We start from the raw sequence: 17,917 nt of genomic DNA, 5'->3' as shown, positions 1-17,917 counted from the left end.
CATTCATTATACTGACTTCACTTTGTTTCGCTTAAATATAGCAACTATTGCCGCTGTACTAACTAACTTACTCTTCATTCTGCAGGCTTCTGTGGTAATGGGTAGTACTCATAAAAGTGCAGTTCTTGATGTTTTTCAGCAAGAGAAACCTCAAGAAATAAATACTGAAGAACAGGATACAACGAAATTTGTTCCTTCTAAGCCTTACGAAAAGGATAGAATTGGAGACCCTGTGTCTTCTCCTCAGCGGAAATCACCTTTATTAGGTAAAACTCCAGATGTTAATGTTGATATTAATATTGACTCTGCGGGTAGTGCCTATGATATAAAAGAAACGCTAAATGGAGACGTTGATTATCGTGAACCATCATATATACCATATGATGCGTACCGAGATTATTTGTTTAAAAAACAAATGTCTGGGTATTATGATAATTTATCAATTCAACAAGATGGACGAGATGCTTTACCAGGTAAAGATGGAGGAAGATTAATTCCTGAAATCGAATTAGGTAGAGTAGCAGATTTCTTGTTTGGAGGGAGTACGCTTGATTTTCAATTGAACGGTAGTGCAATGTTAGATTTTGGACTATTATTTCAACGTGTTGATAATCCCCAAGTACCTGTTACACAACAAAGAAATGGAGGTTTTAATTTTGATCAACAAGTAGGACTTGGAATGGTAGGTAAAATTGGAGACAAATTAGAAATGTCTGCCAATTTTGATACAAAAAGTACTTTTCAGTTCGACCAACAATATAACATGAGCTATACAGCTTATGATTACGACATAATTCAAGATATTCAAGTGGGTAATGTGAGTTTTAATGTGAGAAACTCATTAATTACAGGCGCTCAAAATCTATTTGGCGTGTATACTAAACTTCGCTTCGGAAATTTATATGTGTCAAGTGTTTTTAGTAGCCAGCGTGGTTCTCAAGAAACTATTGTTATTAAAAACGGTGGACAAAATAGAGAATTCCAATTTAGAGCAGATACTTACGACAATAACAGACATTTCTTTATAGGTCATTTCTTTAGGGATAAATACGAAGAAGCATTAAAAGCAACACCTAACGTTATTTCTGGAGTAGTAGTAACCAGAATGAAAGTGTATGTAACAAATAGAAGTAACGATACACAAACACAAAGAAATCTAGTTGGTCTAATGGACCTTGGAGAAGCAAAGCCTTACAACCCTGCTTGGATATCAAGTAGCACCAATCCAGCTGCATCTAATGATGCCAACACATTATATGCTCAAGTTAAAAATCTAAATAGAAATTCTGATGCTATAAAAGGTGAACTAGAAGGATCACCACTAAATATGGAAAATGGTTCTGATTTTGAGATACTTAGAAGTGCTAGGGAGTTGAGTGATTCAGAATTCACATACAATCAGCAGCTAGGTTATGTATCGTTAAATACACCAATCCGAAATGATGAAATCTTAGCAATCGCATTTGAATATACTTTTAACGGACTGTCTTACAAAGTAGGTGAATTAAACGAGGATTTACCCAACCTGTCTCAAGATGAAGTGATGTTTATGAAAATGTTGAGCCCTTCAACAATTAATACATCACTACCAATGTGGGATTTATTAATGAAGAATATTTATTCTTTACAAGCAAATTCCATCCAAAAAGAAGACTTTCAATTACGTATTATTTATAGAGATGATAATACTGGTGTAGATAATCCAAGTATACAAGAAGGACAAAATTTAGCCAACGTACCATTAGTAGAAGTTACAGGTCTTGATCGTTTAAACATGAATCTTGAACTTCAGAAAGATGGTAATTTTGATTATATAGAAGGAGTAACAGTAGATTCTAAAAATGGCAGAATTATATTCCCTGTTTTAGAACCTTTTGGACAAACTCTTGAAGATAAATTTGAGCCTTCAGAAGCAACTTTAGCAACTAAATATGTTTTTGAAGACTTATATGGAAAAACGCAAGCAGACGCCTTATTAAATACAAAACAAAATAAATATTTCTTATTAGGTAGTTATAAAGGTGGTTCTGCAAATGAGATCTTATTACCAGGAATTAATATTGCAGAAAATTCGGTAGTTATTACAGCAGGAGGAGTAACACTTACAGAAGGTGCGCAATTTACTGTTGATTATCAGTTTGGACGTGTTACAATATTAGATGAAGGGGTTTTAAATTCTGGTAAGGACATTAGAATTACTTACGAAAGAGCAGATTTATTTAATTTCCAAACAAAAACATTAGCTGGGGTAGATTTAGAATATCATATTTCTGAAGATTTTATTATTTCAGGTACTTTATTACACCTTTCAGAAAAACCATTAATCTCTAGAGTGAATGTAGGAAGTGAACCTGTTAATAACACAATGTGGGGTCTTACTTTAGATTACACAACGGAGTCTCGTTTCCTGACAAAGTTAGTTGATAATATTCCAGGTATAGATACGAAAGAAAAATCAACATTTTCATTTAAAGGTGAATTTGCTCAATTAATTCCTGGAACTCCCAAACTTATTGGTACAGATGGTACCGGTTATATAGATGATTTTGAAGGTGCAGAAGTTCCTTATGATTTAGGTTTAAACCCAATTTCATGGGCACATGGTAGTACGCCAAATTATATTTTAGAGGATCAAGGCCTAATTACAAGCCCTCCTACAACATCACAAGATTCATTAAAATACAACGATAGAAGAGCTTTAATGGCATGGTATAATATTGACAATGTATTTTATTATACTTCTGGTTCCACGAGTAGACCTGGAAATATTACAGACGAGGATATGCAAAATCATTATGTTCGTTTAGTGCCTTATGATGAAGTATTTAAAAATAGACAGGCAAATCAAATCAATACCAATGAAGTTACTTTTGATTTAGCCTATTATCCTGCAGAGAAAGGACCTTATAATTACAATACAGACTTAAATTCTGATGGTAAATTGATGAACCCTGAGAAGAATTTTGGGGCAATTACAAAAGCAATTACTACAGATGTTGATTTTGATAATCTTAATGTTCAATACTTAGAGTTTTGGATGATGGACCCATTTATTGCTGGTAAAAATGCAGTAATTGAAGGGCAAAATAATACCACTGGTGGTAAAGTATTTATTGACTTAGGAAGTATATCAGAAGATGTAGTACCTGATGGTAGACATTTCTTTGAGAATGGTATGACTACAAATAAGAGCTTGTTATACCAATCAGTTTGGGGGTATGCTCCAACAACACAATTTGTAAATAACGTCTTTAATACTGCTGTAACTAGAGATGCTCAAGATATTGGTTATGATGGTTTAACAAGTGAAGAAGAAGTTAATTTCTTTAAAACACATTTTATTGATCGATTGCCATCGGTATTAACTCCAGAGGCAATGGATGCAATCTTAAGAGATCCATCCGGTGATGATTTTCAATATTATTTAGGAGGAGAAGCAGATGCGGAAGATTTAAAGGTCTTAGACCGATACAAGCGCTTTAATGGTACTGAAAGAAATTCACCTGAAAACTCAGGTGGAGCTGCATATACTTCATCAAACTCTAGTTATCCAAACAATGAAGATTTAAATGGTGATAATACTTTAAATGAATTAAATGCTTATTTCGAATATGAATTGGATTTACGTCCAGGTCAAATTGAAAAAAATAAATTTGTTGTAGATAAAGTAACTTCAGAAGCTCCAGAAACTAGAGAATTAGTGACTTGGTACCAAGTGAGAATCCCTATTAGAGACGATTCAAATTATACGAAAGTTGGTACAATAGATAATTTTAAATCTGTTAAATTCATTCGTTTATTCATGACAGATTGGGCACAACCTGTAGTGATGCGTATGTTAAATTTTCAATTGGTTGGAGCACAATGGAGACAGTTTGCTGAAAATTATATTGATGACGAATCAAAACCAGCTTCTACTGCTAAAATCAATATATCATCTGTAAATATTGAGCAAAATGGTATTACTGACGAATCAGGAAAAATACCATATGTATTACCTCCAGGTTTTGAAAGAGATTATGATGCTACATCAACTGTAACAAGAAGAATTAACGAACAATCAATTCAAGTTTGTGTAGATGATTTAAAAGATGATGATGGAATTGGTATCTATAAAAATTTCAGTTTAGACCTTGTTAATTACAAGCGTATAAGAATGGAGTTACATGCACAATCTGAAACGGCTAAAGATGAAGACTTACATGCATTCTTAAGAGTTGGTACTGATTTAGTTGATAACTACTATGAAATAGAAGTGCCTCTGTATATTACCCCTGCCTATACTACAAATGCAGATGCAATATGGCCTAGAGAAAATGAAATTAATATTGCTTTAGAGGAGCTCTATAAATTAAAGTCAGAAAGAAATAAACAAGGTAAAGACAGGACTAAAATGTATCCAGAAAACCTTGTACAGCCTAATATTCGAAATTATAGGGTAAGAGTTATTGGTAATCCAGATTTAAGTGCAGTACAAACAGCCATGATTGGTGTACGTAACTTAAAAACCTCTGATGTACAGCCTTACGATTTCTGTTTATGGGCAAATGAGTTAAGAGCTACAGAATATAGCACATTCTCTGCATGGGCAGCAAACGCATCTGTTGATGCAACATTAGCTGATTTCATGAATGTGAAAGCGAATACAAGATATAGTACTGTAGGTTTTGGTGGAATCCAAGACAAAATTGGAGATAGACAGATGGAAGATAACCTTGAGTTTGGTGTCTCTGCTAGTGTAAACTTAGAGAAAATCTTTTTAAATAGAATTGGTCTTTCTATTCCTGTTTATATGAGTTATGATAGGAAAGGATCTAACCCTTATTTTGATCCATTAGATCCAGATGTGCCTTTGTCGATTTCTGAAGGTTCTTTTGGAAGCAGCTCTGAGGGAAGTTATTATGCAGAACAAGTAAGATTTTTAGAAGAATCTAGAAGTATTAATATTTCAAACCTGACTAAGGTGAAAATGAACCCAGAAGCAAAGAGCTTTCCTTGGGATATTGAAAATATTAGTTTGAGTGGTGCTTATTCAGACTCGCATATGAGAGATAAAAACACAGAGGCTAAAGATTATACGCAATGGAAATTAGGTGCCGCATATACTTATCAATCTCCATTAAAAGCATGGGAGCCTTTCAAAGATTCAGAAAGTTCATCTGAATGGTTGGCATTAGTAAATGATTTTAATGTAAACCCTTTACCAACTTCGTATTCTATACGGGGAGATTTAAACCGTCAATATAGATATACTCAACTAAGAACATTAGATGATCAAGGTGAGTTTACAACAAATGGAATATTACCAACTTATGAAAAGAGTTTCCTATTTAATAGAGGGTACAATATAGGATGGAACTTTGCGAAGAGTTTAAAATTTGATTACTCAGCAAGTGCTAATGCTTTAGTAGACGAACCTGAAGGTGCCATTGATACAGATGTTGCAAGAGATTCTATCACAGCTAATTTGCTTAACTGGGGTCGTATGAAAGTGTTTGATCAACAAATTTCAGGAACTTATAACATTCCTATTAATAAAATTCCTGCATTAGATTTTATTGGAGCTAATGCTCGATATACAACTGGTACTACGTGGACTGCTGGTACACTTGGTATTTCAGATACTTTAGGTAATGTTATTCAAAATAATCAACAAATATCTTTTAACTCTAAATTTGATTTCAGTACAATTTATAAGAAAATTGGTTATGTGAATCATTTAGAAAATGGAACAAGTTCACGTTCTAGATCAAGAAGTAGGTCTAGAAAAGGTGGAAAGAGAAAGAAAGATAATACTCGATTGGCATATCAAAAAGTAAAGCTAAAAGATAAATTGAAGAAGTTAAGAGCAGAGCAATCAGAACTTAGATCAGCAGAAAAGGATAAAGTCAATAAAGAAAAAGAAAAGATTGAGGGCAAAATAACGAAAGTAAGAGCCAAGATCGAAAAGTATAAAGCTAAGGAGAAAGACTATTCTGCTCTAGAAGAAAAAATTGCAATGTACAATGTTGAAATTGAAGCATTAACAGAGAAATTAGGAGAAGAAAATCCGAATAAGAATGCTCAATTGGCTAAACTAGATGAACAAATAAAAGCCAATGAACAAGAGTTATTAGCTGTAAACGCAGAATTAAAAGATAGGGGAGAACCTAATAAGAAGTTTGGTGAGAAAGCAGGTGATGCCGGTATTCGTTTAGTAACTATGCTAAAAGATATTGATTTTACTTATTCAGAAAATAACTCTACAATTCTTCCTGGTTATATGCCAACAGCAACATATATGGGGTTTGATACTGATTTTAATGCTCCAGGAGCAGCATTTATTTTAGGTAGCCAAGATCCGAGTATAAGATATAAAGCGGCAAAAAATGGATGGTTAGCACCGAGTGAGTACCTCAACTCTCAGTTTGTACAACAAAAAAGAGAAGAATATAGAATTAGAATGAATTTAGAGCCGATTAAAGATTTAAAAATTGCTCTATCAAGTACTTCAACAAAAACTGAAGCATATAGTGAGGTATTTAGATTTAAAGGTTCTAGTAATAATTATGAATCATTATCTCCACAGAGAACGGGTACATTTGGTATTAGTTTCTTCTCTTTACCGACGTCATTTAGTAAGCCAGATGCAAATAATCAATCAGAAACGTTTAACCAATTTGTAGAAAACAGAGAAGTAGTTAAGAATAGATTAAATGCTGAAAATCCAACAGGAGCATATATTGATAACGATCAAGATGTACTAATTCCTGCTTTCATTGCTGCTTATACTGGTAAAGAGGCTACTGGAGTTGGTCTTTCAGCCTTCCCTTCTTCTGTACCTATTCCAAATTGGGATATTAGATATACTGGTTTATCTAAAGTAAAAGGTTTAAAAGATACTTTTAAGTCCATCACGCTTTCGCATGGTTATCAATCCAATTATACTGTAGGTAGTTATAATTCATCTTTATTATATGGAGCGACTGAAATTGGTCCTGATAAAGACATTAATAATGCACCAGATGCTAGAGTAGAAGATGGAAATATTGTTCCAGTTTATGTAATTAATCAAGTGAATATTGAAGAACGTTTTGGACCGTTGATTGGTATTAATATCAAATTAGTAAATGATTTACAGATTAAATTTGATTACAATAAAGCAAGAATGTTATCATTAAATTTATCAAATGCACAGGTTACAGAGCAATTAAATAATGATTTTACTTTTGATATTGGATATACTAAGGCAGGAATGAAGCTACCTTTCAGGTCTAAGGGACGTACAACAGTTTTAAAAAATGATATTACATTTAGATTAGCAATGTCAATTAGAGATAACGTTACAACTCAATATAGAATTGATGAGGAAAATGTAGTTACCGCAGGTAATATGAATTTTGCATTAAGACCAACAATTAGCTATGTTCTTAACAATAGAGCCAATTTACAAGTCTATTTTGATAGAACGATTAACGATCCAAAAGTATCAAATGCATTTAGAAGAACTTCAACAGCATTTGGTTTCCAATTTAAATATGCATTGACACAATAAGAACGGTCAATTACTAATAATATAAAATGCTTATACACTTAAATAATGTGTATAAGCATTTTTTTATTTCTTGATATGATCAATGTAATAATTTGATAGTTAGATTATTGTAATTATATAAATAAATAATGTGGTTTATCCTTTATTTGTTATATTGAGCTTTATTAATTTTACTTAGATGAAAAACTTACCAACTATTCTTCTTTTGACTTCTCTACTTCTAGGATGTTCAAAAAACGAAGAGCAAGCTAAAATAGAACCAACTCTAAAACCAGAAATCACTAAATTTGAGTTGAAAAGGGATTTAAACGAAGACATAGTAATTGATGTCCCTTACGAAATTGATGACAAGCAAATATTTGCAAGAGTTCCTAAAGGTACTAAAGTAGATAATTTGACAGCATCATTTGATTATGAAGGAGGAAGTATTACTGTAAATGGTACTCCTCAAGTCTCAGAGCAAACAGTCAACGACTTCTCTAGCCCTCTAATCTATACGGTTAACTCAGAAGGTTATGAGAGTAGCGAGTATACTGTAGAAACTGTAGTGTTTACTGGTATCCCAATTATAAGTATTATAACGGAAGGCAATGTTCCGATTGATTCTAAAGAGGATTATGTTCGAGTAACCGTAGAGCAATATGGAGGTGCTAATTTCCCTTCTTTTACAACTACAGGTAAAATTAGAGGAAGAGGTAATTCTACTTGGTACTTCCATGATAAGAAACCTTATCAATTAAAATTGGATGATAAAACATCTATTCTTGACCTTCCTAAGGATAAGAAGTGGATTTTTCTAGCTGAGCATTCTGATAAAACACTAATCAGAAATAAATTAGCTTTCGAAATGGGGCGAATTAGTAGTCTTGATTATACTCCAGCAGGGGAGTACGCAGAGGTATTTGTCAATAATAACTATGTAGGAACTTATAATATTTGTCAGAAGGTAGAAGAAAGTAGCAATAGGGTAGACCTTAAAGATACAGGCTTCTTAATGGAAATAGATCAGCTAGACCGTATCGATGATGATGATACATATTTTAGTACAGATAAATTTTACATTAATATCAAAGAGCCTGATCTTACTTTCAATTCTAATGAATATCATCTAGTAAAAGATCATATTAACGATTTTGAAACGACACTTTTTTCAGACGATTTCTTGAGTCCTGCTACTGGATATAAATCTTTTGTAGATATCAATTCTTTTGTTGATTGGTATTTAATTAATGAGATTTTAAGAAATCCAGATGCTAAAAGTTGGTCAAGTATTTTCTTAAATTATATTCCTGGAGAAAAGATAAAAATGGGTCCTCTTTGGGATTTTGATTTGTCATTAGGGAACGCGAATTATGACGGGCATGATAATTCTAAAGGTTTTTGGGTAAAAGATAACCCATGGATTAAACGAATGTTTGAAGACCCTTCTTTTGTGGTTTTAGTAAGAGAACGTTTACAATATTATAAATCAAACCAAAGTGATTTAATTGCTTTTATCGATACAAATGCTGATTATTTAAAATGGGCCCAAAAAGAAAATAATAATACTTGGGATGTAATCGGAAAATGGATTTGGCCAAATGCGAAAGTATTTTCAACATATGAAGAAGAAGTCAGTTACTTGAAAACATATTTCAATGAACGTATGACTTGGTTAGAAGACAATATTTAGAAAAAAGAGAACTCTTATGAAAATAAGAGTTCTCTTTATTTATGTTCTTTTTAGAGATTACCTCTAAGTTCTTGTTCTCTTTCTATGGCTTCAAAAAGTGCTTTGAAATTACCTTTTCCAAAAGATTTCGCGCCTTTTCGTTGTATTATTTCAAAAAATAAAGTTGGTCTATCTTCAACGGGTTTAGTGAAAATCTGAAGTAAATACCCTTCCTCATCTCTATCAACTAGAATATTTAGCTTTCTGAGTTCTTCAATTTCTTCGTCAATATCACCTACTCGTTCTTTGAGATCATTGTAATAAATTTCAGGAACATAAAGAAATTCTATTCCCCTTTTTCTTAATTCACCTACTGTATAAATGATATCATCTGTTGCTACGGCAATATGTTGTACGCCTGCTCCATTGTAATAATCAAGATACTCTTCAATTTGTGATTTTCTTTTTCCATCTGCAGGTTCATTAATAGGAAACTTTACATATCCGTTGCCATTAGAAACTACTTTGGACATAAGGGCGGTATAATCGGTAGATATATCGCTATCATCAAAAGTAAGTAGAAGTTTAAAACCCATGACATCTTCATAGAATTTTACCCATTTGTCCATAGCACCTAGTTCAACATTACCTACGCAATGATCTACGTATTTTAGTCCAACGGATTTTACTTCCATTTCTGAATGTGATGGTTTGAACTTAGGTAGAAAAGCACCATGGTAATTCTTGCGTTCTACAAAAGTATGTACAGTATCACCGTACGTTTGAATCGAAGCTAGAATAACTTCTCCATGATCATCTGATACCAATTTAGGGTGAGATACCACAGTAGCACCTCTCTTAACGGTTTCATTAAATGATTTCTGTGCATCATCTACCCATAAAGCTAAAACTTTTACGCCATCTCCATGTTTTTGAACATGTTTAGCAATGTCTGATTCAGCTTCTAATGATGTAGTAAATACAAATCTAAGTTTGTCTTGCTGCAGAACGTAGCTAGAACGGTCTCTCTGGCCTGTTTCAGGACCTGAATAGGCTATGAGCTTAAACCCAAAGGCAATTTGATAGAAGTAGGCTGCTTGTTTAGCATTGCCTACATAAAATTCTATGTGATCTGTGCCATTAATAGGCAGAAAATCGACATCATTTTTTGGTTGTGTTTTCGACGTTAGCATGTGAGTGTAAATAATTAATTTATGTGTATGTGGTTGGTTGTAAAAAGAGGTAGCCTAAACTACCTCTTTAATATATATATTTGGTGTTTTTTCTTATTGGTAATGAAGAGATAGTAATGTTAGTAAATACGTAATTGATATCAGTTAGTTTAATTGCTCTTTAAGAATTCTAAATTCTATGATTGGAGAAATGCGTTCGTATAAAATATTATAAACGGCTCTTGTAATAGGGAGGTCGTTTTCAATATTTAATCTTTTAGCAATTTCAAAAATGCTTTTAACAGCATAGTAACCTTCAGCAACCATTTGCATTTCTAATTGAGCGGCCTTTACAGAATAACCATGCCCGATCATGTTGCCGAATGTTCTATTTCTACTAAATTGAGAATAAGAAGTCACCAACATGTCACCTAGGTATGCTGTGCCTAGAAGGTTTCTTTTAATATGATATGCAGCTTTTAAGAAGTATTGTACTTCTTGCATTGCATTAGAAACTAATACAGCTTGGAAATTATCTCCGTAACCTAATCCATGTGCGATTCCACAAGATATGGCTACAATGTTTTTCATTACTGCAGAATACTCAACTCCGTAAATATCACGTATAGAGGATGTTTTAATATATCTATTACTCATAGCATCTGCTAGAGCAGTTCCAAAACGTTTACTTCCAGAAGCAATTGTTAGGTACGCTTGCTTTTCCATTGCTACCTCTTCAGCGTGGCAGGGTCCGCCAATAACAGCAACTTTCTTGTGGTGTACACCAAAATTTCTTTCAATGTGCTCTGTTACAAGAATGTGTTGGTCTGGGATTAACCCTTTAATTGCAGAAATAACGTATTTATCTTTAAAATCTTCAGGGGTGAGGTCTTTAATAGCATCTAAGACGAAAGCGGCTGGTACAGCCAAAAGAATACAATTCGCTCCTTTTATAGCATCTTTTATATTGTTAAAGGGAATTACCTTATCTGTTGATATTTTTGCAGAAGGAAGATATCGTGGGTTAGAATGATATTGCTTGATATGATCAATGTCAGATTGATTTCTTATCCACCAATGCAAAGTAGAAGAACCTCCATCGGATAATATTTTTACCAATGCAGTTGCCCAACTACCTCCTCCGATAACAGCTATCTTAGAGATGTTCGGTAATTCTTCTTGATTATCAAGCGATTGTGTGTTTTCTGTATCTTTTGTCACGCTACTTATAATGTAATTTAACGTAAAGGTAATAAATACACTTTAAAGTCTACTACTCTTTTACATTACAATTATCCTTTTTATTTACATGCTATGCAATCAATACTCAAACAAATTAACATATTATTGGTAATTAAGTGATGTGAAATTTATTTTGAACACTCATTAATTTTGTAAATAATTAAAAATATATGTTAATTCGTTTAATTATTTCAAGATTTCATGGTTTAAATTTTATTTTTTGTAATTTTGAGAATTACTATACTATCGAAAATTAATCTGATATGAAAGATATACAATCATTAGAAAGCTGGTCGGTCGTTAAGAACGGCGGTCCTATAGCTATAGCAGGTCCATGTAGTGCAGAGTCTGAAGAGCAGTTAATGGAGACTTGCCGTCAGATTAAAGATTCAATTGATATCACTATGCTTCGTGCTGGTATCTGGAAACCTCGTACGAGACCAGGTTCATTCGAAGGTATTGGTGAAGAAGGTTTGAAGTGGTTTGCCAACGTTAAGAAAGAATTAAATATGCCTATTACTACTGAGGTAGCTAATGCTCAACATGTTGAGTTAGCACTTAAGTATGGTGTAGATGTTCTTTGGATTGGAGCGCGTAGTACTGTTAACCCATTTACTATCCAAGAAATTGCTGATGCATTGAAAGGTGTGAAGGATGTTCCTGTTATGATCAAGAACCCTATCAATCCTGATGTTGCATTATGGAGAGGTGCTATAGAGCGTATCTATGGTGCTGGTATTCGTCAAATTGCAGGTATTCACCGTGGTTTCTCATCTTTTGAGAAAACTAAATATAGAAATATCCCTATGTGGAAATTAGCAATCGCGTTAAAAACGGAGATTCCTAACCTTCCATTAATCTGTGACCCATCTCATATTGGTGGTACAAGAGATCTTATTTTACCAGTTTCTCAGAAAGCAATCGATTTAGACTTTGATGGTTTAATGATCGAAACACACAGAGATCCTGATAATGCATGGTCTGATGCTTCGCAACAAGTTACTCCAGCTCGTTTAGCTGAAATCTTGAATGAAGTGAAAATCAAGAAATCTTCTACAGACGCTGAAGAAGTGAATACTAAATTAGATACTTTACGTTCAAAAATTGACCGTTTAGATAACGAATTAGTTGACGTTTTAGGGCAAAGAATGGAAGTTGTAAACGAAATTGGAGATTACAAAAGAGATAACAACCTTACTGTATTCCAGGCAGGTCGTTGGATCGATATCTTCCAAAACCGTCCAGAACAAGCTGCTAAATTAGGTTTAAGCAAGAACTTCATGGAACAATTATTCAAATTGGTTCACGATGAGTCTATTCGTCTTCAAACTGCAGTTGTGAATACTGAAAAAGCGTAAGCTGAGGTACTCACATCAAAATATATTAGAGGTGGTACCACTTAATTGTGATACCACCTTTTTCTTTTAAGCTAAATGAGTAGTGTTACATATACTCATTACTTTTTACTTCTTCCATGAGTATTAATAAAGTATCCTTTTTATCAGAACTAGACGCATCAACTTTTAAAAACTTACAAGGCTATACTAGCTTAGCTGTAATTGTTGATGAGAATACAAAAAGAGATTGTTACCCTCTAGTTTCTTCTTTATTACCAGAACATATTTTAATTGAGGTGGTAAGTGGAGAAGAAAATAAAACTTTAGATACCTGTCAGCATATTTGGCAAGAACTAACAAACGCTGGCTTTGACAGAAAAGCAGCCGTTCTTGATCTAGGTGGTGGAGTAATCGGAGATATGGGTGGATTCTGTGCTTCTACATACAAACGTGGTATAGACTTTTGGCAAATGCCTACAACTTTGTTATCGCAAGTAGATGCAAGTGTTGGTGGTAAATTAGGAATTGATTTTGGTAAATTGAAGAATCATATTGGTGTATTTAATATTCCTGATATGGTGCTAATTTATCCGGAATTTATTAATACACTACCTCCTAATGAATTACGTTCGGGGTTTGCAGAAGTAATAAAACATTGTTTGATTGCTGATGCAAAACATTGGAATACTGTATCAAAAAAGCCTTTAAAAGAGCAAGATTTAGCAACAATAATTCCTCATTCTATCAATATAAAAGATGGAGTTGTAACTTCAGACCCAACAGAAAAAGGAATGAGGAAAATCTTGAATTTTGGACACACAGCTGGCCATGCAATTGAAAGTTATCTATTAGATATTCCAGGTAGAAAACTTTTACATGGTGAGGCAATTGCTGTAGGAATGATAGCAGAAGCATATCTATCTACAAAGTTTACAGGATTAAAAGAAAGCGAACTAAAAGAGATTCAAGAATATATTCTTTCTGTTTACGGAAAAGTAGAAATTAAAGAATCTGATTTAGAGCATCTATATGCTTACCTTTTACAGGATAAGAAGAATACGGGTAAGAAATTAAGTTTCTCGTTACTATCAGGTATTGGAACGTGTACTTACGATCAATTTATTGAATGGTCGGATATTGAAGAAGCATATAAATATTATATGAGTCTTTAAGCATTGATATGAAAAATATTTTGAAAAGGTGAAAGTGATTTCACCTTTTTTAGTTAAAAAATGAAATGAAAATGAATAACCTATTATTAACTTCTTTATTCTTACTTCTATCAACAAGTGTATTCTGTCAGAAGGATAAAATAAAGTATGATATTGAAGAAAGTGTACATTATTATGATGAAGTAACAAGACAGGCAAATGCTTATATAAATGAGCGTTGTGTTGTAGATGTCTACTATCCAAAAAATAAAAAAGATTTTCCTACAATTGTTTGGTTTCATGGGGGAGGACTTGTAAATGGTAACAAGGAAATTCCAGATGCACTAAAAAATAAAGGAGTTGCGGTTATTGGGGTAAATTATAGATTATACCCAAAAGTAAAAGCACCTGCTTATATTGAAGATGCTGCTGCTGCTGTGGCTTGGACATTTAAGAATATTGAAAAATACGGTGGTAACCCAGATAAAATATTTATTTCAGGACATTCAGCAGGAGGGTACCTTGCTAGTATGGTTGGTTTGGATAAAAAATATTTAGCAAAATACAATATTGACGCAAATGATATTGCTGGTTTAATTCCTTTTAGTGGACATTGTATTACCCACTTTACAGTAAGAGAAGAAAGGGGGATTGATGGTAAACAACCTATAATAGATGATTTAGCTCCTTTGTTTCATGTTAGAAAAGACGCTCCTCCGTTATTATTGATTACTGGAGATAGGGAATTAGAATTATTGGGTAGGTATGAAGAAAATGCGTATATGTACAGAATGATGAAAGTTGCTGGGCATACTGATACTAGAATTATGGAACTAGATGGTTATGACCATGGAATGGTTTACCCTGCTTTGCCACTTTTGATTAAGGAAGTTAATAGGGTAGTCAATCAAGAAAAATAATTATGGAACGCCTTAGTTTATAAATAGCTAAGGTGTTTTATTTTATATAAATTGATGGATTGTGAATCTTATCAATAAATCTTTCAGCAAGGTTTTTTGAGTTGAAATGTTTTAATAGCCAACCTCTATTTTTTGCCATCATTTCTAATAAATCTCTATTAGCAGTGTCATCTTTAGATTGTATGACAATTTTAGTTGCTTTATCAATATTCAACTCTTTTAGACAAGTGAAAATGTAAAATCGATCTTGTAAAATAAAAGGTTTATCTAATAACTCACCATTGATAAAAAGAATAGGAATCGATATTTTTTTTAATTCAGAAGATACTTCACTTAGAGCAGTTAATAGTCTCTGAGAGGAAGGTGAACCTGATAAGATTAAATTAATACTTTTTTCGGTAATTGAAATGGAATATTCCATAGTTGCACAGTAGAAGAGAAGTGGTTAAACAGATAAAAATGTCTAGTAATACAAAAGTAGAGAATAAATTCAATTTTGGTGACTTTCGTCAACTTTTTTCTGTTAATAGGTAGTTTGGTAGCTATCAAAAGCTAAAAAAGGAAATAACCGTTAAGCTATTTCCTTTATTATTGATTTACATTTGAATATTTAATCTAACTTCAAATGGTTTCGGAATATTTTCAGGGTCTTCTTCGACACAAGTTCTAATATCAATTTCAATACCTCTTGCAATAGTAGAAATTGGGACATCATTTCCAGAACCTTCAAAAGGATTTTCTCCTACAGTTCCAATGCGCTCCATGGTATGGAAAACCCATGATACCAAAGTTGAAAAAGGGATTGAAAACCATACAAAGTATTTACCAATTATAGGAAAACTTTCTGCTACAATTTGCCCAATTTTTGCGAACTCAGGAATAATCCCTAACGGTAATAAGAGTAGAAATATCCATACAAAATAGACATTTAAACTAGCATATTGCCTAGGATAAGGGAAGTTTTTAATCCTTTCACTTTTACCCTGTAATGCAATTAAATCTTTTAAATGCCCTTCAAGAGCTAAAAAAGAAAACTCCCAGATCAATCCTCTTTCTTTTAATTTTCTTAAATGTTGAGATTGTAATTTTTGAATTACAGTACATTTATTTGGTGCTTTCATTACAATAGCTAATTCAGCATCGGAAAGATATTCACTAATAGCCTCTTTTTCATCAATTTCAAACTCAGGAATATTAATTCTACTTGCCCATTCTCTATTTGTTTTATGTTCCATAAAAGTTTCCCACTGTTTTTTAGTACGCATAGCGTATCGTAAAGCTGTGAGCCAAGCAAGGTGTCTGTAAATTATAGTAATACGCTCCTTCTTAAGTTCTTCTTCAGAAAGCTTGTTACTATCATTTGCATATTCATTTGTTACTGTATCGCTTACAAGAATAGAAAATGATCGAGATGAATTAACTATACCTCCCCAAATTTTTCGTCCTTCCCATAACCTGTCATAAACTGCATTGTTTCTAAAACCAACAACAAACGCAACGGCAGTACCAACAAGAGCAATTGGAGTCCATGGTAGTACTAACCATTTTTGAGCAAAAATAACATAGGCTACAGTGGGAATACTGGCAATAAGAATAAAAAGTAAAGTTTCATGCCTTGTCCAAAAGGTCATGTCTTTAATAGAATAATACTTTTTTATTAACATATAAAGTAGATTTGAGATTGAAATAGTAAATTCTATCTAAATTATAGATTTATCTGTTTAAATCAATCCTTTTATTCAATTCATCTTGAATAGAAAGTCTCATTTCTAATTGAGTTTTATTTTCATTAGTAGGAAACCAAGTAGCAGTTTTAGAAGATCCATCCTTTAAAGTAAATTCAATATTTGAAGCACTAATACCATGAGTAAAACATTGAAACCTTACAATGTTATCGTACCTAATATTGGTGGTTTTCCATTTGAAATTAAATATGAAGTGTTCTTTTTCAAAGCAGATAAACTTGAAAGGCCAAGCTTTTTTTGGTTTAAATAGGAATGTAGGATATAATATTATTGGTATAGTAGCTGTAGATAGTCCAATGATATCTATTAATTCAACCCCATTTAATCCAAAAGAATATATTCCTGAAGAAAGTTGATATGCTTCAAAGATCCCAAGGATAGAAATTATAATTCTAAGTGGCCACTTTACAATTTTGTTGTTTTTTAGACTGATGTGCCCATGAATATCCACAGGAATGTAGACTTCTTTTTTTGAAGATTCGATCAAGCACTTTTGAAGTGTTGGAATAAGCATTATTTGATCCTGTTTTGAAATTCTCTTAAAAAAGCATCTATTACAACTTGTTGCTCTTTAATTAAAAAACTTTGAAACCATTTTATTTTAGTGGTCTTGCCATTATGTAATTCAAGATTTAAGTAAGTAATGTTATATTTATTGGGTTTAATAGTAAAGTTTTTTATAGACGAAAGGGCTACTTTATCTATTTTGTATAGACCTAATTTTATATAAATATAATGTTCGTCTATACTCAGAAAAGTATTAAAACGAGAATACTTTTTTGGTTGGTATTTACTGAGAAGATATGTTCCGGGTATAATACTTAGTTCTACTATTTGAGTTGAAGTTTCAAGAGCGTCCCATAAATTAAAATAATCTAGTCCATAGGTGTACAATAAATAACTAACACTTATCATTTCTACTCCTAATAATAAAAGCGAACTTTTTTCAACGATATTTCTTAGTTTTTTTAATTTGTCATCAATGTTTTTATGTGAAATATCTATTCCATTTCTATCTATTGGGATATATATGCATTTATTGGAAGTGTAAAAAGCAAGTTCAGGTTTATCATTTACAATTAGTGAAGAGGTTTTTGGCATTTTATAGTTTAAGTTGGTTGATCAAATATAGTCAATTTTGATCTTATTGAGTTATTAAATTTTG

At 32.6% G+C, this 17,917-nt stretch carries 11 protein-coding genes; 5 read left to right on the top strand and 6 right to left on the bottom strand.

Going from position 1 to position 17,917, the window contains the following annotated elements; all coding sequences use genetic code 11:
- Nucleotides 1-22 precede the first annotated feature (22 nt).
- Nucleotides 23-7,534 carry a T9SS outer membrane translocon Sov/SprA gene (gene sov, locus EI427_RS09565; RefSeq protein ID WP_126614018.1) on the top strand — a complete coding sequence of 2,504 codons (7,512 nt, stop codon included), beginning with the start codon at nt 23-25 and terminating at the stop codon, nt 7,532-7,534.
- Nucleotides 7,535-7,712: 178 nt separating this feature from the next.
- A complete protein-coding gene (locus tag EI427_RS09560; RefSeq protein ID WP_126614016.1) occupies nt 7,713-9,206 on the top strand; it encodes a CotH kinase family protein in 1,494 nt (497 codons plus the stop codon).
- A gap of 50 nt (nt 9,207-9,256) precedes the next feature.
- Here EI427_RS09560 and hppD read toward each other — a convergent pair whose 3' ends face one another.
- Both hppD and EI427_RS09550 read right to left on the bottom strand, forming a co-directional pair.
- Nucleotides 9,257-10,378: a 4-hydroxyphenylpyruvate dioxygenase gene (gene hppD, locus EI427_RS09555; RefSeq protein WP_126614014.1), complete on the bottom strand. Its 1,122-nt coding sequence runs from the start codon at nt 10,376-10,378 to the stop codon at nt 9,257-9,259.
- Nucleotides 10,379-10,522: 144 nt separating this feature from the next.
- Nucleotides 10,523-11,578 carry an NAD(P)H-dependent glycerol-3-phosphate dehydrogenase gene (locus EI427_RS09550; RefSeq protein ID WP_240655364.1) on the bottom strand — a complete coding sequence of 352 codons (1,056 nt, stop codon included), beginning with the start codon at nt 11,576-11,578 and terminating at the stop codon, nt 10,523-10,525.
- Between the two features lie 284 nt (nt 11,579-11,862).
- Between EI427_RS09550 and EI427_RS09545 the strand changes: the two genes are divergently transcribed.
- From EI427_RS09545 to EI427_RS09535, 3 genes are all read left to right on the top strand, one after another.
- Nucleotides 11,863-12,957 (top strand): chorismate mutase, encoded by a 1,095-nt coding sequence (locus EI427_RS09545; protein WP_126614012.1) that lies wholly within the window; start codon nt 11,863-11,865, stop codon nt 12,955-12,957.
- Between the two features lie 116 nt (nt 12,958-13,073).
- Complete coding sequence (gene aroB, locus EI427_RS09540) at nt 13,074-14,108, top strand: 3-dehydroquinate synthase (protein WP_126614010.1); 1,035 nt, start codon at nt 13,074-13,076, stop codon at nt 14,106-14,108.
- A 71-nt stretch (nt 14,109-14,179) separates the two neighbouring features.
- A complete protein-coding gene (locus tag EI427_RS09535) occupies nt 14,180-15,007 on the top strand; it encodes an alpha/beta hydrolase (protein ID WP_126614008.1) in 828 nt (275 codons plus the stop codon).
- Nucleotides 15,008-15,044: 37 nt separating this feature from the next.
- Here the strand turns inward: EI427_RS09535 and EI427_RS09530 are convergent, their stop codons facing one another.
- The 4 genes from EI427_RS09530 to EI427_RS09515 form a co-directional block, all read right to left on the bottom strand.
- Nucleotides 15,045-15,428, bottom strand: coding sequence for a hypothetical protein (locus EI427_RS09530; RefSeq protein WP_126614006.1), 384 nt, complete (start codon nt 15,426-15,428; stop codon nt 15,045-15,047).
- Nucleotides 15,429-15,603: 175 nt separating this feature from the next.
- Nucleotides 15,604-16,671 carry a bestrophin family protein gene (locus EI427_RS09525; protein WP_126614004.1) on the bottom strand — a complete coding sequence of 356 codons (1,068 nt, stop codon included), beginning with the start codon at nt 16,669-16,671 and terminating at the stop codon, nt 15,604-15,606.
- A 49-nt stretch (nt 16,672-16,720) separates the two neighbouring features.
- On the bottom strand, nt 16,721-17,266 hold the full coding sequence (locus EI427_RS09520) for a hypothetical protein (RefSeq protein ID WP_126614002.1): 546 nt from the start codon (nt 17,264-17,266) through the stop codon (nt 16,721-16,723).
- Nucleotides 17,266-17,853: a hypothetical protein gene (locus tag EI427_RS09515; protein WP_126614000.1), complete on the bottom strand. Its 588-nt coding sequence runs from the start codon at nt 17,851-17,853 to the stop codon at nt 17,266-17,268. The genes EI427_RS09520 and EI427_RS09515 overlap by 1 nt, the downstream gene beginning before the upstream one ends.
- Nucleotides 17,854-17,917: the final 64 nt, after the last annotated feature.

Source organism: Flammeovirga pectinis, assembly GCF_003970675.1.
Classification (GTDB): domain Bacteria; phylum Bacteroidota; class Bacteroidia; order Cytophagales; family Flammeovirgaceae; genus Flammeovirga; species Flammeovirga pectinis.
This window is presented reverse-complemented; position numbering and strand designations above follow the sequence as displayed.